This is a genomic window from Citrobacter sp. RHBSTW-00029 (assembly GCF_014104295.1).
GTDB lineage: Bacteria > Pseudomonadota > Gammaproteobacteria > Enterobacterales > Enterobacteriaceae > Citrobacter > Citrobacter youngae.
Genome location: NZ_JABXRT010000001.1, coordinates 4,223,585 through 4,246,900 on the forward strand (window position 1 = coordinate 4,223,585; position 23,316 = coordinate 4,246,900).

Genomic DNA, 23,316 nt, shown 5'->3' on the forward strand with positions numbered 1-23,316 from the left:
GCCAGAAATGACGGGGCTTTTTTGTGCTTTACCCCCCATACATTGCGCTTGTACTCTGCGAGAATCCATTTACTTAATGATGTTATTCACAGGGAACAGAAGAATGAGTGATATAGCATTGACGGTCAGCGTTCTGGCATTGGTGGCGGTTGTCGGGTTATGGATCGGCAACATTAAAGTACGGGGCGTTGGTTTTGGCATCGGAGGCGTACTGTTCGGCGGTATCATCGTCGGACACTTTGTCGATCAGGCAGGGATGACCCTGAGCGGCGATATGTTGCATTTTATTCAGGAATTTGGCCTGATACTCTTCGTCTATACCATCGGCATCCAGGTAGGGCCGGGTTTCTTTGCCTCACTGCGTGTTTCGGGACTGCGTCTGAACCTGTTTGCAGTGCTGATCGTGATTATCGGGGGACTGGTTACCGCGCTTCTGCATAAGATCTTCGCTATTCCGCTGCCTGTGGTGCTGGGGATCTTCTCCGGCGCGGTCACCAATACGCCCGCACTGGGTGCCGGGCAGCAAATTCTGCGCGATCTGGGTACGCCGGGGGATGTGGTCGATCAGATGGGGATGAGCTATGCCATGGCTTATCCTTTCGGTATTTGCGGCATTTTGCTCACAATGTGGCTGATGCGCCTCATTTTCCGCGTGAACGTTGAGTCCGAAGCTCAGCAGCATGAATCAACGCTGACCAACGGTCATACGCTGATTCAGACGATGAACATTCGTGTTGAAAACCCGAACCTCAATAATATGGCGATTCAGGATGTCCCCATTCTGAACAGCGGCAAAATCATCTGTTCACGCCTGAAGCGAGATGAAACGTTGATGGTGCCGTCGCCGGGGACGATTATCCAGATGGGCGATCTGCTTCACCTGGTCGGACAGCCTGGCGATCTGCATAATGCGAAGGTGGTGATTGGGCAGGAAGTGGACACTTCGCTGTCAACGCGGGGTACGGATTTGCGTGTTGAACGTGTCGTTGTGACCAACGAACAGGTGCTTGGCAAGCGGATCCGTGACCTGCACTTTAAAGAACGTTACGACGTGGTGATTTCCCGTCTGAACCGCGCGGGCGTTGAGCTGGTCGCCAGCAGCGATGCCAGCCTGCAATTTGGCGATATCCTCAATCTGGTGGGGCGTCCTTCGTCGATTGATGCCGTTGCCAATGTTGTGGGTAACGCACAGCAAAAACTGCAGCAGGTGCAGATGTTGCCGGTGTTTATTGGGATCGGGCTGGGGGTGTTGTTGGGTTCAATCCCGCTGTTTATCCCCGGTTTCCCGGTGGCATTAAAACTGGGGCTGGCCGGTGGACCACTGATTATGGCGCTGATTTTGGGGCGTATTGGCAGTATCGGTAAGCTGTACTGGTTTATGCCTCCCAGCGCGAACCTGGCGTTGCGAGAGTTGGGTATCGTACTGTTTCTCGCGGTGGTTGGTCTGAAGTCAGGCGGTGATTTTGTTCATACCCTGACGCAGGGCGACGGTCTGAGCTGGGTGGGCTACGGTATTTTTATCACCGCAATCCCGCTGATTACCGTCGGTCTGCTGGCGCGCCTTCTCACCAAAATGAACTACCTGACGCTGTGTGGCATGTTGGCCGGCTCAATGACCGATCCTCCTGCGCTGGCGTTTGCTAACAACCTGCATGCCACCAGCGGGGCGGCAGCGCTCTCCTACGCCACCGTTTATCCGCTGGTCATGTTCCTGAGGATTATCACCCCACAACTGCTGGCGGTGCTCTTCTGGGGATTAGGTTAAAACTGACCTATCCAGTCAGCATATCCAGGAATGCCTGATGCGCTGCGCTTATCCGACCTACATCGTTCACTGTAGGCCGGATAAGGCGCCAGTCGCCATCCGGCATTTCAAAGCACATCTCTCTTTTCCATTGTCTCATCACATTACACTCCCTTTCGTTTGCGAATCAGGTTCATACTCTTTCACTGTTCCGGTATAACGACCAGACTACAATATTGAAGGAGTCGCCATGAAGATTTCCCGCCTTGGAGAAGCGCCGGATTACCGCTTCTCACTGGCAAATGAGCGTACGTTTCTGGCGTGGATCCGCACTGCGCTGGGTTTTCTGGCGGCGGGCGTTGGTCTTGATCAACTGGCCCCGGACTTTGCTACGCCAGTCATCCGTGAGGCACTTGCCTTGCTGCTGTGTCTGTTTGCGGGTGGTCTGGCGATCTACGGTTATCTGCGCTGGTTGCGAAATGAAAAGGCGATGCGTCTGAAAGAGGACATGCCGTACACCAACAGCCTGCTGATTATCAGCGTCATGCTGACGCTTGTGGCGGTGATTGTTATGGCGCTGGTGCTGTATGCCGGGTAGTCGTAAGGCCCGTCGCCAGTCCGATCCTGGTCTACAACCGGAACGGACATCGCTGGCCTGGTTTCGCACGTTGCTAGGCTATGGCGCACTGATGGCGCTGGCGATTAAGCATAACTGGCATCAGGCGGGAGCGTTATTCTGGGTTTCAATAGCGGTGCTGGCAATTGTGGCGATTATTCTCTGGCGCTACACCCGCAGCCGTAACCTGATGGATGTTACGCATAGCGATTTTTCTGAATCTCGTGCGGTGCGTGACAAATTTATGATCTCCCTCGCGGTGTTATCCCTTGCAATACTGTTTGCTGTAACACACGTTCGCCAACTTATCGTATATATCGGGAATTTTGCATGACAGTATGTGAGGACATGGATGTTAGTGAGGGTATTTTAAAGGTGGTGATTGATCACCAGAAGAGTTTGCAACCTATTGAACTGTACCGTGATTTACGACAAGGCGATGTTCGTCTCGTACAGTTTATCCCTCTGATTAAGCGCGATGAAGCAGGTAACCTGACGGCTGAATCTGTCACACCAGAAGGGTGGGGGCAGTTTTTAAATACGATATTTGATATCTGGGTTCGTGAAGATATTAATCGGGTATCTATTCAGCTTTTTGATAAAACTCTGCGTCGATGGTGTGGTCTGGCGGTTCAAATTGAACGGCAATCGACCTCACAGCAGAGCGTGCGTTGTCGGTCATGTTCCTTATCGCAATTTTACCGTGGTGATTGCCCGGTGCATGGGGATACTCACGGGGAGAATGTGCTGTGTGCGGGATATCAGGCCTTCTTTGAACACTCATCACCCCATATGCGCGTCATGCGCGATCTGATTAAACAGCATCGCTCACCGATGGAGCTGATGGCGATGCTGCGTTGAGATCAGAGGGGGTTAGCGCCCTTTCGCCAGGTATTGCGCCATCTCGGTTTCCGGCACCATGCCGCCGCCGGTCGCCCACACCAGGTGCGTGGCGTTATTGAGCTGATCCGCGCTCAATCCTTGCATCTGCTGGTAATCTGTGGAGGCGCAAACGTGCTGAGGGCCAGCCATGCCCGCCAGCGCCGATGGCTCAAGGCGAATACCTTCTTCCTGCGCCAACCAGCCCAGCATGTCGTACATCGTTTGATCGTCCAGCGTATACAGACCGTCGAGCAGACGCTCCATCGCCCGGCCAACAAAGCCCGAGGCGCGACCGACTGCCAGCCCATCTGCCGCTGTCAGATTATCGATGCCGATATCCTGCACGGAAATGGTATCGTGCAGCCCGGTGTAAATCCCCAGCAGCATGCACGGGGAGTGGGTGGGTTCTGCGAAGAAGCAATGAACGTTGTCACCGAATGCCAGCTTCAGGCCAAACGCCACGCCGCCAGGGCCACCACCCACACCGCATGGCAGGTAAACAAACAACGGATGATCGGCATCCACCACGCGCCCCTGCTGGGCAAACTGCGCTTTCAGACGCTGACCGGCGACCGCATAGCCTAAGAACAGCGTGCGGGAATTTTCATCATCGATAAAGAAACAGTTCGGATCGGACTGTGCCGCTTTGCGGCCCTGTTCAACCGCCACTCCGTAATCTTCTTCGTACTCCACCACCGTCACGCCGTGGCTGCGCAGCCTGGATTTTTTCCACGCGCGGGCATCGGCAGACATATGGACCGTAACGTTAAAGCCGATTCGGGCGCTCATGATGCCGATAGACATCCCCAGGTTGCCAGTTGAACCTACTGCGATGCTGTACTGGCTGAAGAACTGTTTGAACTCAGGAGAAAGCAGAATGCTGTAATCATCATTTGTCGTTAGCAGACCCGCTTTCAACGCCAGTTTTTCCGCGTGGGTCAGGACTTCATAAATGCCGCCACGCGCTTTGATTGAGCCAGAAATTGGCAGGTGGCTGTCTTTTTTCAGCAGCAGTTCGCCGTGGATAGGCTGCCCGAACTCTTTTTCCAGCCGTTTTTGCATGGCCGGGATGGCGGCCAGCTCAGATTCGATAATGCCCCCAGTAGCGGCAGTTTCCGGGAAGGCCTGCGCCAGATACGGTGCGAAGCGCGTCAGACGCGCGTGGGCATCCTCAACGTCGTGTGCTGTCAGGCCAACATAGGGTAAACCTTCTGCAAGAGAGGTGGTGCCAGGGTTAAACCAGGTTGTCTCTTTCAGAGCCACCAGATCTTCCACTAAAGGATGCTGGGCGATAAGTGTTTGAATGTTTTCCATAGTCAGTCTCTTCGCGCTTAGATAATAAAGGAAAGCAGGAATGTGCAAGCCAGTGCAATAACGGACGCGATAAATGTCGCGGTCGTATAGTATTTGAACGTTTCATTCAGGGTGGCGCCGCAATACTGCTTCACCAGCCAGAACAGGGAATCGGTGACGATCGTGCAGCCAATAGCGCCGGAACCGATGGCAATGGCGATGATTTCCGGGCTAACGTTGGGGTACAGCGGTAGCATCGGTGCCACAATTGCCGTCGCGCCCATCATCGCCACCGTGGCGGAACCCACCGCGGCATGCAGGATTAACGCCACCAGCCACGCCAGCAGAATCGGATGCATATGCATGTTTGAGAGGATCAGCGCCAGAGTATCCGCCAGCCCGCTGCTCTTGAGGATAGCGTTGAATGCGCCGCCTGCACCGATAATCAGCAGAATGTTAGCTATCGAGCCAAAACCGTTTTCGGTGTGGGTCAGCAGCGCACCCATGCCAATGTGCTGACGCAGACCGAGAATGTAATAGGCCACGAAAACGGCGATAAACATCGCGGTGATCGGGTTACCAATAAACTCCAGCAGCGTATACAGCGTACCGCCTTTCGCCATGTTCAGCTCAGCGACGGTTTTGACCAGCATCAGGCCAATGGGTAACAGGACGGTAAACAGCGTGGCGCTCAGCGACGGCAACGTACTTTCATCGCGTCCCTTGAGATCGGAAAACTCAGCCGGTACCGGTTTAAATGGCAGACGGTTGCCGAGGAATTTCAGATACAACGGCCCGCCGATTAGCGATGCCATCAAGCCCACCAGTAAGCCGTAGACAATCACGGTGCCAATGTCTGCGCCCAGCTTGTTGGCTACGAACAGCGCCGCCGGATGCGGAGGTACGACGCAGTGTACTGCCATCAGCGCCGTACACAGCGGAATCGCCAGCTTCAGTAATGAGGTATTGGTTTTTTTAGCAATCGAAAAGGCCAGTGGAATCAACAGCACCACGCCGACCTCAACGAACAGTGTGATCCCGCAAATCAGCCCGACCAGCACCATAATGACGTCGGCGGAAAGCCAGCGGCAGCGCTGCAGCGTCAGACCGATGCGTTCGGCTGCGCCGGACACTTCCATCATTTTGCCCAAAATGGTCCCAAGGCCAATAACCGCCGCGAGGAAGCCCAGCGTACCGCCGATGCCGCTCTCAATGGCATTGACCATATCCAGCGGCCCCATCCCCATCATCGTACCCACGAAGAAACTGGCTAACAGCAGCGCCAGAAACGGGTGGAATTTGAACTTCACGATGGTCAAAACGATTAACACGATGCTTATCAGCAGCGTGCTCACAACCCAGATTTGAGAGTGCATAGCTCACCTTGCCCTGTGATTAATAAAAGGTTATTGGACAAAAATAAGGCACCGTCTGACAAACGATATAAATCTCCTTTCACATGAGCCAGATTGCATCAAATGAGTGATTTACGTCTAATTACGCTGCATTTATGCGATATGATTCACCTTGATTCATCTTTGTGCTGATTTTTACAGCGAACTTTTTTACACTCCGGCGCATGAATCAGGAGGACTGGAGGTGAGTTTGGATCCCCTACGCGAGGGCAGAAACCGGCTGCTCAATGGCTGGCAGCTGTCAAAGCTGTATACCTTTGAAGTGGCGGCCCGGCATCAGTCGTTTGCGCTGGCGGCAGATGAGCTGTCGTTAAGCCCCAGCGCCGTCAGCCATCGCATTAATCAGCTGGAAGATGAGCTGGGCATTCAGCTGTTTGTCCGTTCACACCGTAAAGTGGAACTCACCCACGAGGGTAAGCGGGTGTTCTGGGCGCTGAAATCGTCGCTGGATACGCTGAATCAGGAAATCCTCGATATTAAAAACCAGGAGCTGTCCGGGACGCTTACCGTCTACTCACGGCCTTCTATCGCCCAGTGCTGGCTGGTTCCGGCGCTCGGTGACTTTACCCGTCGCTACCCGTCAATTTCACTGACCATCCTGACCGGCAACGACAACGTCAATTTACAGCGTGCCGGGGTCGATTTGGCTATCTATTTTGACGATGCGCCCTCCGCGCAGCTTACGCACCACTTCCTGATGGATGAAGAGATCCTGCCGGTATGCAGCCCGGACTACGCTCGCCGCCATGACCTTACCGGTTCGCTGGTGAATTTGCCGCACTGCACCTTGCTGCATGACAGACAGGCATGGAATAACGACTCAGGAACCGATGAATGGCACAGTTGGGCGCAGCATTTTGCCGTGAATTTGCCGACATCATCGGGTATCGGCTTTGATCGTTCTGATTTAGCGGTAATTGCCGCCATGAACCATATCGGCGTGGCGATGGGCCGAAAGCGGCTGGTGCAGAAACGTCTCGACAGCGGGGAACTGGTCGCGCCTTTCGGTGATATGGCGCTGAAATGCCATCAACACTATTACATCACCACGCTGCCCGGCAGGCAGTGGCCGAAAATTGAGGCGTTTATTGGTTGGCTTCAGGAGCAGGTTAAATAAGCGGGCCGCGAATATTTTTTACGCTTTCTCTCTACACGGAAAGTGAAAAAGCATGCTAAATACGTGATATCACTCCTGATGATTTGCGTAAGGACGACCGTGTTAAAACCGATTGTTTCCCTTTTACTGTTAGCCAGCGCCACCGTGTATGCCGCGCCCCCTGTGCTGACGGCGGCGCTGTATGCGCAGCAGCTTGGCGTTGGGATGGACGTAGACTGGGCTCGCACCGATCGCGGTATCCGCGAGTTCGATCCGCTGGTGGTACGGGATTTCAAGGCGAAGGGGATCTCTCATGTGCGTATTCGTGTGGCTGGTGAGCCAACAGAAGCCAGGCTCATCCATTTGCGCAAGCTGGTAGAGGCTTGCGAGCAATACGGCGTGATCCCGATAATCGCCTATCAGGCTGACGAATATAAAAAAGACCCCAGCGCCGGTAACGAAAAAGAGGTGGTTAACTGGTGGGTCGCAGTGGCGCATTACTTTGGGCAAAGCTCGCCGTTGCTGGGTTTTGACCTGATTTATGAGCCTGCTGATAAGCTTAATCACAATCAGACTTCGCTCAATCGGGTGTACGACAAAACGATTCGCACAATCCACGCCATTTCGCCGCAGCGGATGATTTTCATTGCTCCGCGACTGCGCGCGGCACCGGAAGATTTGCCTAATCTGAAATTACCGCCGCAAAGTCAGAATACCGTTCTGGCTGAATGGCATATCTTCCCGTGGGGGCCGCTAAAAAATAACGGTAAGTATCCCTGGACGTCGGGGACTGCGGCAGAAAAAGCCGCCATTCGCGCCCGTATTAATACGGCCATTCACTGGCAACAGAAAACGGGTCATCTCAGTTGGGTGGGGGGCTGGTCGCCGGGAGAGACCATCAAAAACGCGCCTTCTGCCGCGCAAACTGCATTTGCACGGTTTATGGCATGTGAACTGCGCAAGGCGAAAATCCCCTATGCTATCAATGCGGATATGCAGTTCTATGATGGCGAAGAAGGGGCCTGGCGTCCGGCGCTGGAGCCGTTGCTGACGACGATGATCGCGCCAGAATGCGAAAAGCCCGGCGATAAGCCGGGCCATCATACGCTTAAACCGCCTGTCCCTGATGCGATACACGTGACGCCAGCGGAAGCCAGCAAACAAAAATCAACAGCCCCATAAGGGTCATCAGCAGGCCCAGACTGGCTTGCCCGGTCTGCGGCAGCATGGCAGAGAACCACGCCAGCACGCCGGAACCAATGTTCTGTAATCCCCCAACCAGCGCGCCGGCAGTGCCTGCCAGGAACGGGAAAGGCTCCATTGCACCGCTGGTTGCCAGCGGAAACAACATTCCGGCACCGAAGAAAAACAGTGCGGCAGGAACCAGCAGCGTCCAGACGTTCATCACGTCAAACAGCCCTGGGATCCACATCATTAAACCCGCTACCAGACAGCAGATCACCGACTGCCACATTAGCGTTGAGAAACGCTTATTCGGGCGACCGGCGAACCATGCGCCGAAAAACGCCGCCGGAATAGGCAGAATAAACAGGATACTGACCACCATGCTGCTTAGACCGAGCCGTGCGCCTAACAATACCCCGGAGCAGGCTTCGAAGACCGCAACGCCCGCCAGGCCGCCGATCAACATCAGCACGTAACAGGTGAAAGCGCTATTACCAAACAGGGTTTTGTAGCTGGCGATCAGCCGTGGACGCGGCGCACCCGCAGGGCGCGTTTCCGGCATCCAGCGTGCCATGCTAAACGTCACGCCCGCACACAGAATCAACAGGAAAATATAGCAGGCGCGCCAGTTCCACACTGTATCCAGCACACCGCCAATCAGCGGAGCTAACAGCGGACTGACCAGAATCCCCATGTTTAACAGACTATTGGCGTGACGCAGTTGCGTGCCTTCGTACAGATCGCGCGGTAACGTTCGCGCCATCACACCGCCGACGCCCGTTCCCATCCCCTGGATGGCACTGGCGATAATCAGTACCGTCAGGCTATGAGTGGTAATCGCGACCAGTGTGGCCAGCATAAAAATAGACATCCCGGCGAGGATAACCGGGCGGCGGCCAACGCGGTCTGAAAGGGGACCGTAAACCAGTTGTGATAGACCATAGGTCAACAGATAGGCGGCCATTACGCTTTGCACCGCCCCCTCGCGAACGTTCAGTTCACGCGCCATATCAGCAATCGCGGGGATATAAATGGTTTGCGCCATTTGACCTACCGCCACCAGTAATACCAACATCAACAACAAATTGACACTTCTATGCCTTTTCATTTCGCTGATTACTTTTAAAAAAGAGAAAAAAGAAGAATAAGGTGCTGCACTTTCCCGTAAATGCGCGTGGAATCTACCACAACAGAAAAAGAAGGCCAGATAGTGGGCTGGAATGTTTGTGTGATGGACGGCAGGAAATGTAAACAAAATCCGGCAACAAATGTTGCCGGATTACATCGGGTTTACAACGCGATCATGATAAGCGGAGTAAAACTGCGCCGGCGGCAATACCTCCGGCTGCGACAAGACGTATTCCGGCAACCTTTTCTTTCAGCAGCAGCCACGCGAGCAGTGCGCCAAACAGAATGGATGTTTCACGCAGTGCAGCGACCACCGCCAGCGGGGCCTGAGTCATCGCCCACAGTGCCAGGCCGTAAGACCCCATCGTACCAATCCCGCCAAGAATACCTTTTTTCCACTGCTGTACCAGATAACGTGACGCTTCCCGGCGGCGGGCGATCATCGCCCAACCCAGCAGGCAGGAGCCGTTCAGAAAGAAGGTCCACAGCGTGTAGCCCAGCGCGGTTTCTGAAAGCCTGACGCCAGTGCCATCAACCAGCGTATAACCGGCGATAAAACAGGCATTAATGAGTGCCAGGATAATCCCACGTTGCGAACCGCTGCGTCCGTTAAATGCCATCCCGAGAATAGCCAGACAGATGGTGGCAATCCCCACCCAGGCGAGTAGCGAGAGGCTATCGCCAAGAAACAGGACGCTGATAATCGCGACCAGCAGCGGCGCTGTGCCGCGCATCAGAGGATAGGTCTGGCTCATATCCGAAACCTGATAGGTTTTAGCGACCAGGACGGTATAGACCACCTGTAATGCGGTTGAGACAGCTAAAAACGGCAGGCTGGCGGCAGAGGGTTGCGGCGCAAAGGGTAAACAAATCAGCGCCATGATCGCAGCGGTTCCGCTGACGCTTATAGCCGAGTACAACTTGTCGTTTCCCGCTTTTACGATGGCATTCCAGCTGGCATGCAGCAGTGCGGCGAACAGCAAAATGCAGAAAACAGAAAGCGTCATGGCGGAATTCTTCCCTGAGGATGTCATAAAAACGTAACACATTGGCACGACACAAGCACCAGGGAGAAGGTGAAAGGGGAGCGGAGTGTTACCCGCCCCCCTTAGGTGCGACTTGAATCTGAATTACTTAACGTATTTCAGAACGGCATCAAGGAGTTGCAGTGCTGCAACAATGAGTTTGAGGATAAGAATAGCGATATCCACGAGGCTCATACGCTCTCCTTTTGGTACAAGGAGCACGGTGCTGGCGTACCTCGCCGCTGCCTGTTGCCAGCACCTTTGTTGACGTAACACAGTGTGCTCACTTAGGGGGTTAAGGCGCTGACGGCACCACCCGTTTCAGCCAGGACTTTGATGCGCCGGTAAAACAGCGGCCCCCTCGCGCACTGCGAACATTTACAGTATAGATAAATGCTGTATGTATGAACAGTGTTTTATGGACAAAATCCGCAAAGCGATCCATACTCAGAAACGTCAAAATCCGTGCCTTAAATTGCGCGTTCTTTCCCGATCGCGTATACTTCTTGCGTTGACGTAACACAGTGTGTTCTGCGGTTACCAGCCGCAAACCCTGAAAAAAACCTCGCCCCGGCGGGGTTTTTTGTTTTTACATTGCGTACAGATAAACGTGATCTTTGGCGCATTTTTGCACAGATGAAAAATTTTCCATTGTCACGCTGAAAAACCTGTGTTTGTATAAATCCTGTTAACCAACAAACAGACAAGGCCCCTAATGAACCCTTCCATGCTGACTGCGACCCTACTAAAAACTGCGCCATCTCGCGCAGCGGTCGTCGTGCGTGTGGTGGTGGTCGTCGGCAATGCGCCGTAGGGTCCGGAACAACACACGATTCCAAAACCCCGCCGGCGCAAACCGGGCGGGGTTTTTCGTTTCAGAGACCTGCCCGGAGCAAAGGCCCAGAATAAAAGGACTGGAGCATGGCAAGTTCGGGCATAACATCCAAGCGTACGCGTTTTACGGGCGCAGAATTCATCGTTCATTTCCTGGAACGTCAGGGAATTAAAGTGGTCACCGGTATTCCTGGCGGCTCAATTCTCCCCGTCTACGACGCCTTGAGCCAAAGCACGAAAATCCGTCATATCCTGGCGCGCCACGAGCAGGGTGCGGGGTTTATCGCCCAGGGGATGGCACGAACCGAGGGTAAACCCGCCGTCTGTATGGCCTGTAGCGGACCGGGCGCAACCAACCTGGTGACCGCTATTGCCGATGCGCGCCTGGATTCCATCCCGTTGGTGTGTATCACCGGTCAGGTTCCGGCCTCGATGATCGGCACCGACGCTTTCCAGGAAGTTGACACCTACGGCATCTCTATCCCCATCACCAAACACAATTATCTGGTTCGCCATATCAATGAATTACCGCAGGTCATGAGCGATGCCTTCCGCATTGCGCAGTCAGGACGCCCTGGCCCGGTGTGGATAGACATACCTAAGGACATTCAAACAGCCGTATTTGAAATTGAAGAGATGCCGGAGCCTGCAGAAAAAGCCCCTGCGCCAACCTTTAGCGCGGACAGCGTTCGCGATGCTGCCGCCATGATTAATGCGGCACAACGTCCGGTGTTGTATCTCGGCGGCGGCGTGATTAACGCACCTGAGCGCGTACGTGAACTAGCGGAAAAAGCGATGCTGCCCACCACCATGACCTTAATGGCGCTGGGCATGTTGCCAAAAGCGCATCCACTGTCGTTAGGTATGCTGGGCATGCACGGCGCACGCAGCACCAACTTTATTCTGCAAGAAGCGGATTTATTGATTGTTCTGGGCGCACGTTTTGATGACCGGGCGATTGGTAAAACGGAGCAGTTCTGCCCGAACGCCAAAATCATTCACGTAGATATCGACCGCGCGGAACTGGGTAAAATCAAACAACCGCACGTGGCGATTCAGGCGGATGTCGATGAGGTTCTGGCGCAATTGATCCCATTAATTGACGCGCAGCCGCGAGAGTCGTGGCATCAGACGGTGGCCGATTTACAACGTGAATTCCCTTGCACTATTCCGCAGGAAAGCGACCCGCTCAGCCATTATGGGCTGATTAACGCCGTTGCGGCTTGCGTGGATGACAGCGCCATCATCACTACCGACGTGGGCCAGCATCAGATGTGGGCGGCGCAGGCCTACCCGCTGAATCGCCCACGTCAGTGGCTGACGTCTGGTGGTCTGGGGACCATGGGCTTCGGTCTGCCCGCAGCGATTGGTGCAGCGCTGGCGAACCCGGACAAGAAAGTGCTGTGCTTCTCCGGCGACGGCAGTCTGATGATGAATATTCAGGAAATGGCGACTGCCAGTGAAAATCAGCTGGATATTAAAATCATCCTGATGAATAACGAAGCGCTGGGTCTGGTGTATCAGCAGCAGAGCCTGTTCTATAAACAAGGCGTGTTTGCTGCGACCTATCCGGGGATGATTAACTTTATGCAGATTGCCGCCGGTTTTGGTCTCGAAACCTGCGATTTAAATCATGAAGCGGATCCACAGGCGGCGCTGCAGGAGATAATTAATCGTCCAGGACCTGCGCTGATCCACGTACGTATTGATGCAGAAGAAAAAGTGTACCCGATGGTACCGCCGGGTGCGGCAAACACTGAAATGGTGGGGGAATAAGCCATGCAACAGCAGACTCATGACAACGTAATCCTGGAACTCACCGTGCGTAACCACCCCGGCGTAATGACTCACGTTTGCGGCCTGTTCGCCCGTCGTGCGTTCAACGTGGAAGGCATCCTCTGTCTACCGATTCAGGACAGCGATAAGAGCCGCATCTGGCTACTGGTCAACGATGACCAGCGTCTGGAACAGATGATAAGTCAGATTGATAAACTGGAAGATGTGGTGAAAGTCGCGCGCAACCAGTCCGATCCATCGATGTTTAACAAGATTACCGTCTTCTTCGAGTAACCCGCTCAAGGCTTGAACAGCAACGCGCTTATCGTTAAGGTAAGCGCTTTTGCCGGATGGCGGCATTAACGCCTTATCCGGCCTACAGCGGCACCCGCCCGTAGGCCTGATAAGCGCAGCGCCATCAGGCGTTTTCCAGCACCAGGACATAACCCATGATTACCGTTGCCCTTATCGACGACCACACTATCGTCCGCTCCGGCTTTGCCCAACTGCTGGGGCTGGAACCTGATTTGCAGGTGGTGGCTGAGTTTGGCTCAGGTAGCGAGGCGCTGGCAGGATTGCCGGGGCGCGGCGTGCAGGTCTGTATCTGCGATATCTCCATGCCTGACATTTCCGGCCTCGAACTGTTAAGCCAGTTGCCAAAAGGCATGGCGATTATCATGCTCTCCGTCCACGACAGCCCGGCGCTGGTGGAGCAGGCGTTGAACGCAGGGGCGCGAGGCTTCCTCTCAAAACGCTGTAGCCCCGATGAGCTGATTGCCGCGGTGCGTACCGTGGCGACCGGCGGCTGCTATTTAACGCCGGACATCGCCGTCAAACTGGCGGCCGGACGTCAGGACCCGCTCACCAAACGCGAACGTCAGGTGGCAGAAAAACTGGCGCAAGGCATGGCAGTCAAAGAGATTGCGGCTGAACTGGGCTTGTCACCAAAAACGGTACACGTGCACCGCGCCAACCTGATGGAAAAGCTGGGCGTTAGCAACGACGTCGAACTGGCCCGCCGGATGTTTGACGGCTGGCAATGAACACGTTCTTTTCCCGGTTAATCACCGTTGTTGCCTGCTTCTTTATCTTCTCTGCCGCGTGGTTCTGCCTGTGGAGCATCAGCCTGCATCTGGTTGAGCGCCCGGAACTGGCGGTATTGCTGTTTCCGTTTGGCCTGCGCCTGGGCTTGATGCTGCAATGTCCGCGTGGCTACTGGCCGGTACTGTTGGGCGCGGAATGGCTGCTTCTTTTCTGGCTGGCGCAGGAAGTGGCGCTGGCCCATTTGCCACTTTTGATAATCGGAAGTGCCCTCACGCTATTCCCGGTGATGCTGATTTCGCGATACCGCCATCAGCGCGACTGGCGCACGCTGCTGTTGCAGGGCGCGGCTCTTACGGCGGCGGCATTGCTGCAATCGCTGCCCTGGCTTGGGCAAGGCGAAGAGGCGTGGACCGTGCTACTGCTGACGCTCACCGGCGGGTTAACGCTGGCGCCGATCTGCCTGGTATTCTGGCACTATCTGACCAGCACCACCTGGCTGCCGCTGGGACCTGCGGTGGTTTCTCAACCCGTGAACTGGCGCGGACGACATCTGGTCTGGTACCTGCTGTTGTTCAGTGTCAGCCTGTGGTTGCAGTTGGGTCTGCCGAATGAACTGTCACGCTTTACGCCGTTTTGCCTGGCGCTGCCGATCATTGCACTTGCCTGGCACTATGGCTGGCAGGGGGCGCTGATCGCTACGCTAATGAATGCCATCGCGCTGATTGCCAGCCAGACCTGGCACGACCATCCCGTCGACTTGCTGCTCTCCTTGCTGGCGCAGAGCCTGACCGGGCTGCTGCTCGGCGCGGGTATTCAGCGCCTGCGTGAACTCAACCAGTCGTTGCAAAACGAGCTGGCGCGTAATCATCGTTTGGCGGAACGTTTGTTGGAAACCGAAGAAAGCGTGCGCCGCGACGTGGCGCGTGAACTGCACGATGATATCGGCCAGACCATCACCGCGATTCGTACTCAGGCCGGTATCGTTCAGCGGCTGGCTCCGGAGAACGTGGGCGTGAAGCGCAGCGGGGCGCATATCGAGCAGCTTTCTCTCGGGGTATACGATTCGGTACGTCGCCTGTTGGGGCGTTTACGCCCGCGCCAGTTAGATGATTTAACGCTGGAGCAGGCTATCCGTTCGTTGATGCGGGAAATGGAGCTGGAAAGCCGTGGCATCGTTAGTCATCTCGACTGGCGAATTGACGAATCTGCACTCAGCGAAAGCCAGCGGGTGACGCTGTTTCGCGTCTGCCAGGAAGGGCTGAATAACATCGTTAAGCACGCCAACGCCAGCGCGGTGACGCTTCAGGGCTGGCAACAGGATGAACGACTGATGCTGGTGATTGAGGACGACGGCAGCGGCCTGCCGCCGGGGTCGAATCAGCATGGATTTGGCCTCACCGGGATGCGTGAACGGATTAGCGCCCTCGGAGGATCGCTGTCGATTTCCTGTACGCACGGCACGCGGGTCAGCGTGTCACTGCCTCAACGTTATGTGTAAGGAGCGGCCATGTTTGCGTTTTTAAAAGCCCCGGCTAATGCGCCGCTCATCACCGACAAGCAGGAAGTGGATGCCCGCTACCGCTACTGGCGGCGGCATATCCTGACTACCATCTGGCTCGGCTACGCGCTGTTCTATTTCACACGCAAAAGCTTCAATGCCGCCGTACCGGATATCCTCACCAGCGGCGTGCTGACCCGCAGCGATATTGGGCTACTGGCGACGCTGTTTTACATCACCTACGGCCTGTCGAAGTTTGTTTCCGGTATCGTCAGCGACCGCTCCAACGCCCGTTATTTTATGGGCATCGGGCTGATCGCCACCGGCGTGGTGAACATTCTGTTTGGATTCTCTACCTCACTGTGGGCCTTTGCGGTGCTGTGGGCGCTGAACGCCTTTTTCCAGGGCTGGGGGTCGCCGGTCTGCGCGCGTTTATTGACCGCGTGGTATTCGCGTACCGAGCGCGGCGGCTGGTGGGCGCTGTGGAATACCGCGCACAACGTCGGCGGGGCGCTGATCCCTATCGTGATGGCGGCGACAGCGCTGCACTACGGCTGGCGCGCCGGGATGATGATCGCCGGGCTGCTGGCGATTGTGGTGGGGGTTTTCCTCTGCTGGCGACTGCGCGACAGACCGCAGGCGATTGGTCTGCCGCCGATTGGCGACTGGCGGCATGATGAACTGGAAATTGCCCAGCAGCAGGAAGGTGCAGGGCTGAGCCGTAAAGAGATCCTCACCCGCTATGTGCTGCTGAATCCTTATATCTGGCTGCTGTCACTGTGTTATGTGCTGGTGTACGTGGTCCGCGCCGCGATCAACGACTGGGGCAATCTGTACATGTCTGAGACGCTCGGCGTGGATCTGGTGACTGCCAATACCGCCGTGACCATGTTCGAACTGGGCGGATTTGTTGGCGCGCTGGTGGCGGGGTGGGGCTCGGACAAGCTGTTTAACGGCAACCGCGGTCCAATGAACCTGATTTTTGCCGCCGGAATTTTGCTCTCCGTTGGCTCGCTGTGGCTGATGCCGTTCGCCAGTTACGTGATGCAGGCAGCGTGCTTTTTCACCACCGGATTCTTCGTCTTTGGCCCGCAGATGCTGATCGGCATGGCGGCAGCGGAGTGTTCGCACAAAGAGGCGGCAGGTGCAGCAACCGGTTTTGTTGGGCTGTTTGCCTATCTGGGGGCATCGCTCTCCGGCTGGCCGCTGGCGAAGGTGATGGAGGTCTGGCACTGGACCGGGTTTTTTGTGGTGATCGCCATTGCGGCGGGGATTTCCGCGCTGCTGCTGCTGCCGTTTTTAAACGCTCAGGCTCCGCGCGATCTCAACGAAGCGTGATGCACCTCACCTTTTTGCCCTGAGTGGGGCAAAACTAAGAAATTTTCCCGGTTTCACCTGGACGCTGTCTCAGGCGCGTCTCCCGGCTGATTTTTACAATGCCTGCTATTCGCAGGTATAAAAATTAGCTCGGGAGTGTCAAATGCTGGCCTTTCTCAACCAGGTGCGCAAGCCGACCCTGGATCTGCCGCTCGATGTGCGGCGCAAAATGTGGTTCAAACCGTTCATGCAGTCTTATCTGGTGGTTTTCATCGGCTACCTGACCATGTACCTGATCCGCAAAAACTTCAACATCGCGCAGAACGACATGATCTCCACCTACGGGCTGAGCATGACGCAACTGGGGATGATTGGCCTGGGCTTCTCCATCACCTACGGCGTGGGAAAAACGCTGGTTTCCTACTACGCGGACGGCAAAAACACCAAGCAGTTCCTGCCGTTTATGCTGATCCTCTCTGCCATCTGTATGCTCGGCTTCAGCGCCAGCATGGGCGCGGGTTCAACCAGCCTGTTTCTGATGATCGCCTTCTATGCGCTGAGTGGTTTCTTCCAGAGTACCGGCGGATCGTGTAGCTATTCCACCATCACCAAATGGACGCCGCGTCGCAAGCGGGGTTCTTACCTCGGTATGTGGAACATCTCCCACAACCTCGGCGGTGCGGGTGCGGCAGGCGTGGCGCTGTTTGGCGCTAACTATCTGTTCGACGGTCACGTCATCGGGATGTTTATCTTCCCGTCGATTATCGCGCTGATTGTTGGTTTTATCGGCCTGCGCTACGGCAGTGACTCCCCGGAATCTTATGGTCTCGGTAAAGCTGAAGAGTTGTTCGGCGAGGAGATCAGCGAAGAAGACAAAGAGACCGAAGAAAACGAGATGACGAAATGGCAGATCTTTGTTGAGTACGTGCTGAAAAACAAAGTGATCTGGTTGTTATGTTTCTCGAACATCTTCCTGTACGTGGTGCGTATCGGTATTGACCAATGGTCCACTGTCTACGCTTTCCAGGAGCTAAAGCTCTCCAAAGAAGTGGCGATTCAGGGCTTTACCCTGTTTGAAGTGGGCGCGCTGGTCGGCACGCTGCTGTGGGGCTGGCTCTCTGACCTGGCGAATGGTCGCCGTGCGCTGGTGGCCTGCGTGGCGCTGGCGTTGATTATCGCCACCCTGGGCGTTTATCAGCACGCCAGCAACCAGTACGTTTATCTGGCTTCGCTGTTTGCGCTAGGCTTCCTGGTGTTTGGTCCGCAGCTGTTAATCGGCGTTGCGGCAGTCGGATTTGTACCGAAAAAAGCGATCGGCGCAGCCGATGGGATTAAAGGCACCTTTGCTTATCTGATTGGTGACAGCTTCGCCAAGCTTGGTCTGGGAATGATTGCCGACGGCACGCCGATTTTCGGCCTCACTGGCTGGGCAGGAACCTTCGCCGCGCTGGACACCGCCGCCATCGGTTGTATCTGTCTGATGGCCATCGTGGCCGTGTTTGAAGAACGTAAAATTCGCCGCGAGAAAAAGATTCAACAATTGAAAGTCGCTTAAGTTAAGTGTGCATTGGTAACTTTTGCCCGCCTTAATGGCGGGCTTTTTTATGCCTTAAACTGGCTGGTTTCATGTACCAGATTACGTAGCCACTGATGAGCGGCATCGCGGTGCGTGCGTTCATGCCAGGCCATGCTTTTTGTAAAACCGGCAATGGGCAGCGGGGGCGGCAAAACGCACATTCGTGTCTCGTCATATGCCAGACGGGCAGGAACCACGGCAATCATATTGCTGATGGCGAGGATGTCCGGCAACACCAGGAAGCTGCTAACCGACAAACCAATCTGCCGTTGGCGTCCGACGCTTTCCAGTGCCTCATCGGTGACGCCCCAGAAACTTTTACCCTCATAAGAAACCAGCACATGCTCCAGCGCGCAGAAGCGATCGAGCGTCAGCGTTTTTCTCGCGTCAGGATGCTCATGACGCATGAGGCAGACGTACTCTTCATCATATAACCCCCGACTGTGCAGGTTGTCGGGCGTTGTATCCGGCGTCAGTAACGCCAGGTCGACTTTCCCCTGCTCAAACTGCGTGGTAAGTAGCGCTGGCTCAACCGGAACCACCCGCACACGGATGCCTGGGGCGCGCACGCGAAGCGCGGCAATAAACGGCACGATCACCGCTTTGAGCGCGTAATCCGTAGCGGCGACGGTAAAGGTGAGCGCTGCGGTGAGCGGGTCAAACTGTGTCGGTTTAAGCAGGATATCGATGTCGCTGAGGATCTGTTTGACCGGGGCGGCCAACTGTTGGGCACGCAGCGTCGGGACAATGCCGTGCGGTGTGCGACTAAATAGCGGATCGTCAAAATAGTCGCGTAGGCGGTTGAGCATACCGCTTACCGCAGGCTGAGTGAGCGACAGCCGCTGTGCCGCCCGGGTTACGCTGCGTTCATCCAGCAGGGCATCCAGCGTTTTTAACAGATTAAGATCGAGCGTTCTGATATCAGATATCATGATGTCTGCCTGCGAGTTCAATAAGTCACATTATGACACGTTCAGTCGTCGACAGAGGTGAATTAGCCGCTATGATGGGCATCCTGTCTGGTAATGGATGTGCGCATGATTTGGATAATGCTGGCCACGTTGGTGGTTGTTTTTGTGGTGGGATTTCGGGTGCTAACGTCCGGGTCGCGGCGGGCAATTCGCCGTCTGAGCGAGCGACTGAACATTGATGTCGTGCCGGTAGAATCGATGATCGATCAGATGGGAAAAGTACAGGGTGAGGCTTTTTTACAGTACCTCCACCGCCCTGATGAATCACATCTGCAAAATGCCGCCCAGGTGCTGTTGATCTGGCAAATCGTGATTGTCGACGGCAGTGAGCAGAACCTGTTGCAATGGCACCGCTGGCTGCAAAAAGCCCGGCTGGCTGCACCTATTACCGATGCGCAGGTACGTTTGGCGCTTGGTTTTCTGCGCGAGATGGAGCCGGATATGCAGGAGCTTAATGCGTTCCAGATGCGCTATAACGCCTTTTTCCAGCCAGAGGATGGCGTGCACTGGCTGCACTGATATCAAAATTTATGATGACGATTATTTTGAATCGTCATTATCTTTATATCTTACGCGAAAGCATGATGTACCTCGTTAACTCACACGACGAGGTACATCATGAATCACGCGACTCAACAAAGTGCAATTATCTGGCCTGAAGCGTATCTGCCGGGGACGACCGATAACTTTGCCTCAAATGAAATTATCGTTGCCGGACTGAGCGCCCGTGCCGTCTGGGCACAGCTTAATGACACAACGCGCTGGCCAACGTATTACAGCAACGTGGCGGATATCCGGTTTCATGACGGTTCCGGTCCGTTGTTAAGCATGGATGCCCGTTTTCGTTTTACGACTTTTGGTTTCCCAATCGAAGCGCAAATCACCGAGTATGTGCCGCCGGTTGACGGCCAGGCCGCGCGTGTTGCCTGGCATGGCTGGGCGGAAGGTGATGCCACTACACGTCTGGATGTGATCCACGCCTGGCTCTTTGAGGATTTACCCGGCGGGCGCGTACGTATTCTGACCCAGGAATCACAAATTGGCGTTCCGGCACAAGAACTGGCGCGTACGCTGCCCAATCCGATGATCAACGGTCACCAGGAGTGGATAACCGGCCTGGCCCGGGCTGCGCGTGACGCTAAATTGAGCCAGTAAGGGTGCTCTGTCCTGGGCCGGATAAGGTGCAGCCGACATCCGATGAATAGTTGTCAAAACGTTAAATGCGTCACAAATTTAATGTTACACTGCGTAACTTTTCTACAATAACCCCACGCAGGTAACAAAATGAGTGAAGCTGTTGAACAAAAATCCCGCGCTGAGGCAAATTCCCGACCTAACTGGTCGGCGGTATTTGCCGTGGCGTTCTGCGTTGCCTGCCTGATAACTGTTGAGTTTCTGCCCGTTAGCCTGTTAACGCCGATGGCGCAGGATCTGGGTATTTCGGAAGGTGTTGCCGGGCAATCGGTGACCGTGACGGCATTTGTCGCCATGTTCGCCAGCCTGTTTGTGACGCAAATTATTCAGGCGACCGATCGTCGCTACGTGGTGATCCTGTTTTCGGTGCTGCTGACGCTTTCCTGTCTGCTGGTTTCCTTTGCCAACTCTTTTTCGCTGCTGCTCATTGGCCGCGCCTGTCTCGGTCTGGCGCTTGGTGGCTTCTGGGCGATGTCGGCGTCGCTGACCATGCGTCTGGTTCCTGCACGTACGGTGCCGAAGGCGCTGTCGGTTATTTTTGGCGCAGTCTCCATCGCGCTGGTGATTGCTGCACCGCTGGGGAGCTTTTTGGGCGGCATCATCGGTTGGCGTAACGTATTTAATGCGGCGGCGGTGATGGGTGTGCTGTGCACGATTTGGGTGGTGAGATCGCTGCCATCGCTGCCTGGCGAGCCGTCGCACCAAAAACAAAATATGTTCAGTCTGCTGCAACGTCCGGGCGTGATGGCTGGCATGATCGCCATCTTTATGTCCTTTGCCGGGCAGTTCGCCTTCTTTACCTATATTCGCCCGATCTATATGAATCTGGCGGGCTTTGACGTTGATGGCCTGACGCTGGTGCTGCTGAGCTTCGGTATTGCCAGCTTTGTTGGTACGTCGCTTTCGTCGATGATTTTGAAGCGTTCGGTCAAACTGGCGTTAGCCGGTGCGCCACTGGTGCTGGCGCTCAGTGCACTGGTCCTGATTCTGTGGGGCAGTGACAAAGTGGTGGCGGCGGGTATTGCGATTATCTGGGGACTGTTGTTTGCGCTGGTACCGGTCGGCTGGTCGACGTGGATCACGCGCTCGCTTGCCGATCAGGCAGAAAAAGCCGGATCGGTGCAGGTCGCCGTGATCCAGCTTGCCAATACCTGTGGGGCTGCGGTGGGAGGCTATGCGCTCGATACTCTCGGACTGCTGTCGCCCCTGATGCTTTCCGGCAGCCTGATGCTGCTGACGGCGCTTCTGGTGGCAGCAAAAGTTCGCATAAAGGGTATGCAATAAACTAAAGCTCGGTATGCCGGATCGCTATCCGGCATCCTGGTTATTTTTAATTAAAACCATTGTTTTCGGCTGTATGGGCAAACCATTCGCCGCTCTTTTTCACCGTACGTTTTTGCGTTGCTAAATCTAACTGAACAAAACCGTAGCGGTTTTTATATCCGTTGAGCCAGGACCAGTTATCAATAAAAGTCCACATATGGTAGCCAAGACAATTACAACCTTCGCTGATGCCTTTATGTAGCCATTTAAGATGCTCAGAAACAAATTCAATACGATAGCTGTCGTTGATCTGGTCATGCTCAACGAAACGCTGCTCATTTTCCACACCCATACCGTTTTCAGAAATAAAGCAGCGCGGGTTGCCGTAATTATCACGAAGATTAGTAATAATATCGTAAATACCAGGTTCATAAATTTCCCAGCCACGGTACGGGTTCATTTTACGCCCCGGCATTTCGTAATAATCAAACAGCCACTCCGGCATAAACGGCGCGTTTGGATTGACGGCAGTATCACGACATTTCACGCGGCGCGGCTGATAATAATTGATACCGAGCAGGTCGATTTTCCCCTCGGCGATGAGCTGACAGTCGCCTGGCTGACAGGCTGGTAGCTGATCGTACTCTTTCAGCAGTTTGACCAGATCCGCCGGATATTCCCCTTTTAGTACCGGATCAAGAAAGCTGCGGTTAAACAGCAGATCCGCATGGTGCGCGGCTTGCACATCCGCCGGGTGCTGAGAGCGTGGATAAGAGGGCGTCAGATTTAGGATCACACCGATCTCACCGCCGTAGTTTCCGGCGCGATACGCGCGCACCGCCGCGGAATGCGCCAGTACAGTGTGATACGCCACGGTGGCCGCGCGTTTGAAATCCACCACGTTTGGGTAATGGAAGTCATACAGATAGCCGCCTTCTACCGGAACAATCGGTTCGTTAAAGGTGAACCAGTGCTTCACCCGGTTGCCGAACAATGTAAAACACGTCTGTGCGTAGCGGCCAAACGCCTCAACCACGTCACGGTTTTCCCAGCCGCCTTTCTCCTGCATCACCATTGACATGTCAAAGTGGAACAGGGTGATAAATGGCGTAATGCCTTGCGCCAGCAGCTCGTCGATGACGTTGTTATAGAAATCGACGGCCTCAGGATTCACCTCGCCAGTACCGTCCGGAATCAGTCGTGACCAACTGATTGAGGTGCGGAAGCTGTTGTGTTTCAGCTGTTTGAGCAGTGCGATGTCCTGTTTCCAGTGCTGATAAAACGTGGATGTGTTCGCCGGGCCAACCCCCTGGTGGAAACGCCCTGGCTGGCGGTCGAACCACACGTCCCATGTTGTCTGGCTTTTGCCGCCATTCAGGCTATCCCCTTCGGTTTGCAGCGCCGAGCAGGCACTCCCCCACCAAAAGTTATCAGGAAAACGGTATCGCATTATCTTGCT

General features: G+C 55.0%; 23 protein-coding genes. 16 read left to right on the forward strand and 7 right to left on the reverse strand.

Features of this window, described 5'->3' with window-relative positions; genetic code table 11:
* Nucleotides 1–103 precede the first annotated feature (103 nt).
* The 4 genes from HV041_RS20420 (at nt 104) to HV041_RS20435 (ending at nt 3,221) form a co-directional block, all read left to right on the forward strand.
* Nucleotides 104–1,765: a putative transporter gene (locus tag HV041_RS20420; RefSeq protein WP_121585242.1), complete on the forward strand. Its 1,662-nt coding sequence runs from the start codon at nt 104–106 to the stop codon at nt 1,763–1,765.
* A gap of 229 nt (nt 1,766–1,994) precedes the next feature.
* A complete protein-coding gene (locus tag HV041_RS20425; protein WP_005121491.1) occupies nt 1,995–2,342 on the forward strand; it encodes a YidH family protein in 348 nt (115 codons plus the stop codon).
* Entirely contained in the window at nt 2,332–2,694 is a 363-nt protein-coding gene (locus HV041_RS20430) for a DUF202 domain-containing protein (protein ID WP_048213764.1), read from the forward strand. Before HV041_RS20425 ends, HV041_RS20430 begins: the two co-directional genes overlap by 11 nt.
* Nucleotides 2,691–3,221, forward strand: a complete 531-nt coding sequence (locus HV041_RS20435; RefSeq protein WP_048213763.1) for a radical SAM protein — start codon at nt 2,691–2,693, stop codon at nt 3,219–3,221. Before HV041_RS20430 ends, HV041_RS20435 begins: the two co-directional genes overlap by 4 nt.
* Before the next feature lie 12 nt (nt 3,222–3,233).
* On the opposite strand, the gene dsdA is transcribed toward HV041_RS20435, so the two are convergent.
* Together dsdA and dsdX are read right to left on the reverse strand one after the other, a co-directional pair.
* Nucleotides 3,234–4,556, reverse strand: a complete 1,323-nt coding sequence (gene dsdA / locus HV041_RS20440) for a D-serine ammonia-lyase (RefSeq protein ID WP_121585241.1) — start codon at nt 4,554–4,556, stop codon at nt 3,234–3,236.
* A 17-nt stretch (nt 4,557–4,573) separates the two neighbouring features.
* Complete coding sequence (gene dsdX, locus HV041_RS20445) at nt 4,574–5,911, reverse strand: D-serine transporter DsdX (protein WP_121585240.1); 1,338 nt, start codon at nt 5,909–5,911, stop codon at nt 4,574–4,576.
* Between the two features lie 229 nt (nt 5,912–6,140).
* On the opposite strand from dsdX, the gene dsdC reads away from it, so the two are divergent.
* Entirely contained in the window at nt 6,141–7,067 is a 927-nt protein-coding gene (gene dsdC, locus HV041_RS20450) for a DNA-binding transcriptional regulator DsdC (RefSeq protein ID WP_121585517.1), read from the forward strand.
* 78 nt (nt 7,068–7,145) lie between these two features.
* Nucleotides 7,146–8,228: a cellulase family glycosylhydrolase gene (locus HV041_RS20455; protein ID WP_165712722.1), complete on the forward strand. Its 1,083-nt coding sequence runs from the start codon at nt 7,146–7,148 to the stop codon at nt 8,226–8,228.
* Here HV041_RS20455 and emrD read toward each other — a convergent pair.
* The 3 genes from emrD to tisB all read right to left on the reverse strand — a co-directional run bounded on the left by emrD (nt 8,155) and on the right by tisB (nt 10,579).
* Nucleotides 8,155–9,339 (reverse strand): multidrug efflux MFS transporter EmrD, encoded by a 1,185-nt coding sequence (gene emrD, locus HV041_RS20460; protein WP_121585238.1) that lies wholly within the window; start codon nt 9,337–9,339, stop codon nt 8,155–8,157. The genes HV041_RS20455 and emrD overlap by 74 nt on opposite strands.
* A gap of 193 nt (nt 9,340–9,532) precedes the next feature.
* Nucleotides 9,533–10,366, reverse strand: coding sequence for a DMT family transporter (locus HV041_RS20465; protein WP_121585237.1), 834 nt, complete (start codon nt 10,364–10,366; stop codon nt 9,533–9,535).
* Nucleotides 10,367–10,489: 123 nt separating this feature from the next.
* Complete coding sequence (gene tisB / locus HV041_RS20470) at nt 10,490–10,579, reverse strand: type I toxin-antitoxin system toxin TisB (RefSeq protein ID WP_003023909.1); 90 nt, start codon at nt 10,577–10,579, stop codon at nt 10,490–10,492.
* A 520-nt stretch (nt 10,580–11,099) separates the two neighbouring features.
* Between tisB and ivbL the strand changes: the two genes are divergently transcribed.
* From ivbL to uhpT, 7 genes are all read left to right on the forward strand, one after another.
* Nucleotides 11,100–11,198 carry an ilvB operon leader peptide IvbL gene (gene ivbL / locus HV041_RS20475; protein ID WP_003827118.1) on the forward strand — a complete coding sequence of 33 codons (99 nt, stop codon included), beginning with the start codon at nt 11,100–11,102 and terminating at the stop codon, nt 11,196–11,198.
* 107 nt (nt 11,199–11,305) lie between these two features.
* Nucleotides 11,306–12,994: an acetolactate synthase large subunit gene (gene ilvB / locus HV041_RS20480; RefSeq protein ID WP_121585235.1), complete on the forward strand. Its 1,689-nt coding sequence runs from the start codon at nt 11,306–11,308 to the stop codon at nt 12,992–12,994.
* 3 nt (nt 12,995–12,997) lie between these two features.
* Nucleotides 12,998–13,288 (forward strand): acetolactate synthase small subunit, encoded by a 291-nt coding sequence (gene ilvN / locus HV041_RS20485; RefSeq protein WP_003023914.1) that lies wholly within the window; start codon nt 12,998–13,000, stop codon nt 13,286–13,288.
* Between the two features lie 155 nt (nt 13,289–13,443).
* The gene (gene uhpA, locus HV041_RS20490) at nt 13,444–14,037 is read left to right on the forward strand and encodes a transcriptional regulator UhpA (protein WP_048213756.1); all 594 of its coding nucleotides are present in this window, start codon (nt 13,444–13,446) and stop codon (nt 14,035–14,037) included.
* Nucleotides 14,034–15,536: a signal transduction histidine-protein kinase/phosphatase UhpB gene (gene uhpB / locus HV041_RS20495; RefSeq protein WP_121585234.1), complete on the forward strand. Its 1,503-nt coding sequence runs from the start codon at nt 14,034–14,036 to the stop codon at nt 15,534–15,536. The genes uhpA and uhpB overlap by 4 nt, the downstream gene beginning before the upstream one ends.
* 9 nt (nt 15,537–15,545) lie before the next feature.
* Nucleotides 15,546–16,874: an MFS transporter gene (locus HV041_RS20500; RefSeq protein WP_003023927.1), complete on the forward strand. Its 1,329-nt coding sequence runs from the start codon at nt 15,546–15,548 to the stop codon at nt 16,872–16,874.
* Between the two features lie 142 nt (nt 16,875–17,016).
* The gene (gene uhpT, locus HV041_RS20505) at nt 17,017–18,408 is read left to right on the forward strand and encodes a hexose-6-phosphate:phosphate antiporter (RefSeq protein ID WP_003023929.1); all 1,392 of its coding nucleotides are present in this window, start codon (nt 17,017–17,019) and stop codon (nt 18,406–18,408) included.
* Nucleotides 18,409–18,455: 47 nt separating this feature from the next.
* Here the strand turns inward: uhpT and HV041_RS20510 are convergent, their stop codons facing one another.
* Nucleotides 18,456–19,361 (reverse strand): LysR family transcriptional regulator, encoded by a 906-nt coding sequence (locus tag HV041_RS20510; RefSeq protein WP_121585233.1) that lies wholly within the window; start codon nt 19,359–19,361, stop codon nt 18,456–18,458.
* Nucleotides 19,362–19,466: 105 nt separating this feature from the next.
* Between HV041_RS20510 and HV041_RS20515 the strand changes: the two genes are divergently transcribed.
* The 3 genes from HV041_RS20515 (at nt 19,467) to nepI (ending at nt 21,878) form a co-directional block, all read left to right on the forward strand.
* A complete protein-coding gene (locus HV041_RS20515) occupies nt 19,467–19,919 on the forward strand; it encodes a DUF1198 family protein (protein WP_003827141.1) in 453 nt (150 codons plus the stop codon).
* A 99-nt stretch (nt 19,920–20,018) separates the two neighbouring features.
* Nucleotides 20,019–20,555, forward strand: a complete 537-nt coding sequence (locus HV041_RS20520; protein ID WP_048213751.1) for an SRPBCC domain-containing protein — start codon at nt 20,019–20,021, stop codon at nt 20,553–20,555.
* A 129-nt stretch (nt 20,556–20,684) separates the two neighbouring features.
* Nucleotides 20,685–21,878, forward strand: a complete 1,194-nt coding sequence (nepI, locus tag HV041_RS20525) for a purine ribonucleoside efflux pump NepI (protein WP_048213750.1) — start codon at nt 20,685–20,687, stop codon at nt 21,876–21,878.
* Nucleotides 21,879–21,924: 46 nt separating this feature from the next.
* Here the strand turns inward: nepI and HV041_RS20530 are convergent, their stop codons facing one another.
* Entirely contained in the window at nt 21,925–23,307 is a 1,383-nt protein-coding gene (locus tag HV041_RS20530) for a glycoside hydrolase family 1 protein (protein ID WP_121585232.1), read from the reverse strand.
* Nucleotides 23,308–23,316: the final 9 nt, after the last annotated feature.

What these genes read in the sequence shown, in the direction of transcription:
- HV041_RS20420 (WP_121585242.1), top strand. Translation starts at nt 104, where the DNA reads ATGAGTGATATAGCATTGACGGTCAGCGTTCTGGCATTGGTGGCGGTT.
- HV041_RS20425 (WP_005121491.1), top strand. Translation starts at nt 1,995, where the DNA reads ATGAAGATTTCCCGCCTTGGAGAAGCGCCGGATTACCGCTTCTCACTG.
- HV041_RS20430 (WP_048213764.1), top strand. Translation starts at nt 2,332, where the DNA reads ATGCCGGGTAGTCGTAAGGCCCGTCGCCAGTCCGATCCTGGTCTACAA.
- HV041_RS20435 (WP_048213763.1), top strand. Translation starts at nt 2,691, where the DNA reads ATGACAGTATGTGAGGACATGGATGTTAGTGAGGGTATTTTAAAGGTG.
- dsdA (WP_121585241.1), bottom strand. Translation starts at nt 4,556, where the DNA reads ATGGAAAACATTCAAACACTTATCGCCCAGCATCCTTTAGTGGAAGAT.
- dsdX (WP_121585240.1), bottom strand. Translation starts at nt 5,911, where the DNA reads ATGCACTCTCAAATCTGGGTTGTGAGCACGCTGCTGATAAGCATCGTG.
- HV041_RS20455 (WP_165712722.1), top strand. Translation starts at nt 7,146, where the DNA reads ATGATTTGCGTAAGGACGACCGTGTTAAAACCGATTGTTTCCCTTTTA.
- emrD (WP_121585238.1), bottom strand. Translation starts at nt 9,339, where the DNA reads ATGAAAAGGCATAGAAGTGTCAATTTGTTGTTGATGTTGGTATTACTG.
- HV041_RS20465 (WP_121585237.1), bottom strand. Translation starts at nt 10,366, where the DNA reads ATGACGCTTTCTGTTTTCTGCATTTTGCTGTTCGCCGCACTGCTGCAT.
- tisB (WP_003023909.1), bottom strand. Translation starts at nt 10,579, where the DNA reads ATGAGCCTCGTGGATATCGCTATTCTTATCCTCAAACTCATTGTTGCA.
- ivbL (WP_003827118.1), top strand. Translation starts at nt 11,100, where the DNA reads ATGAACCCTTCCATGCTGACTGCGACCCTACTAAAAACTGCGCCATCT.
- ilvB (WP_121585235.1), top strand. Translation starts at nt 11,306, where the DNA reads ATGGCAAGTTCGGGCATAACATCCAAGCGTACGCGTTTTACGGGCGCA.
- ilvN (WP_003023914.1), top strand. Translation starts at nt 12,998, where the DNA reads ATGCAACAGCAGACTCATGACAACGTAATCCTGGAACTCACCGTGCGT.
- uhpA (WP_048213756.1), top strand. Translation starts at nt 13,444, where the DNA reads ATGATTACCGTTGCCCTTATCGACGACCACACTATCGTCCGCTCCGGC.
- uhpB (WP_121585234.1), top strand. Translation starts at nt 14,034, where the DNA reads ATGAACACGTTCTTTTCCCGGTTAATCACCGTTGTTGCCTGCTTCTTT.
- HV041_RS20500 (WP_003023927.1), top strand. Translation starts at nt 15,546, where the DNA reads ATGTTTGCGTTTTTAAAAGCCCCGGCTAATGCGCCGCTCATCACCGAC.
- uhpT (WP_003023929.1), top strand. Translation starts at nt 17,017, where the DNA reads ATGCTGGCCTTTCTCAACCAGGTGCGCAAGCCGACCCTGGATCTGCCG.
- HV041_RS20510 (WP_121585233.1), bottom strand. Translation starts at nt 19,361, where the DNA reads ATGATATCTGATATCAGAACGCTCGATCTTAATCTGTTAAAAACGCTG.
- HV041_RS20515 (WP_003827141.1), top strand. Translation starts at nt 19,467, where the DNA reads ATGATTTGGATAATGCTGGCCACGTTGGTGGTTGTTTTTGTGGTGGGA.
- HV041_RS20520 (WP_048213751.1), top strand. Translation starts at nt 20,019, where the DNA reads ATGAATCACGCGACTCAACAAAGTGCAATTATCTGGCCTGAAGCGTAT.
- nepI (WP_048213750.1), top strand. Translation starts at nt 20,685, where the DNA reads ATGAGTGAAGCTGTTGAACAAAAATCCCGCGCTGAGGCAAATTCCCGA.
- HV041_RS20530 (WP_121585232.1), bottom strand. Translation starts at nt 23,307, where the DNA reads ATGCGATACCGTTTTCCTGATAACTTTTGGTGGGGGAGTGCCTGCTCG.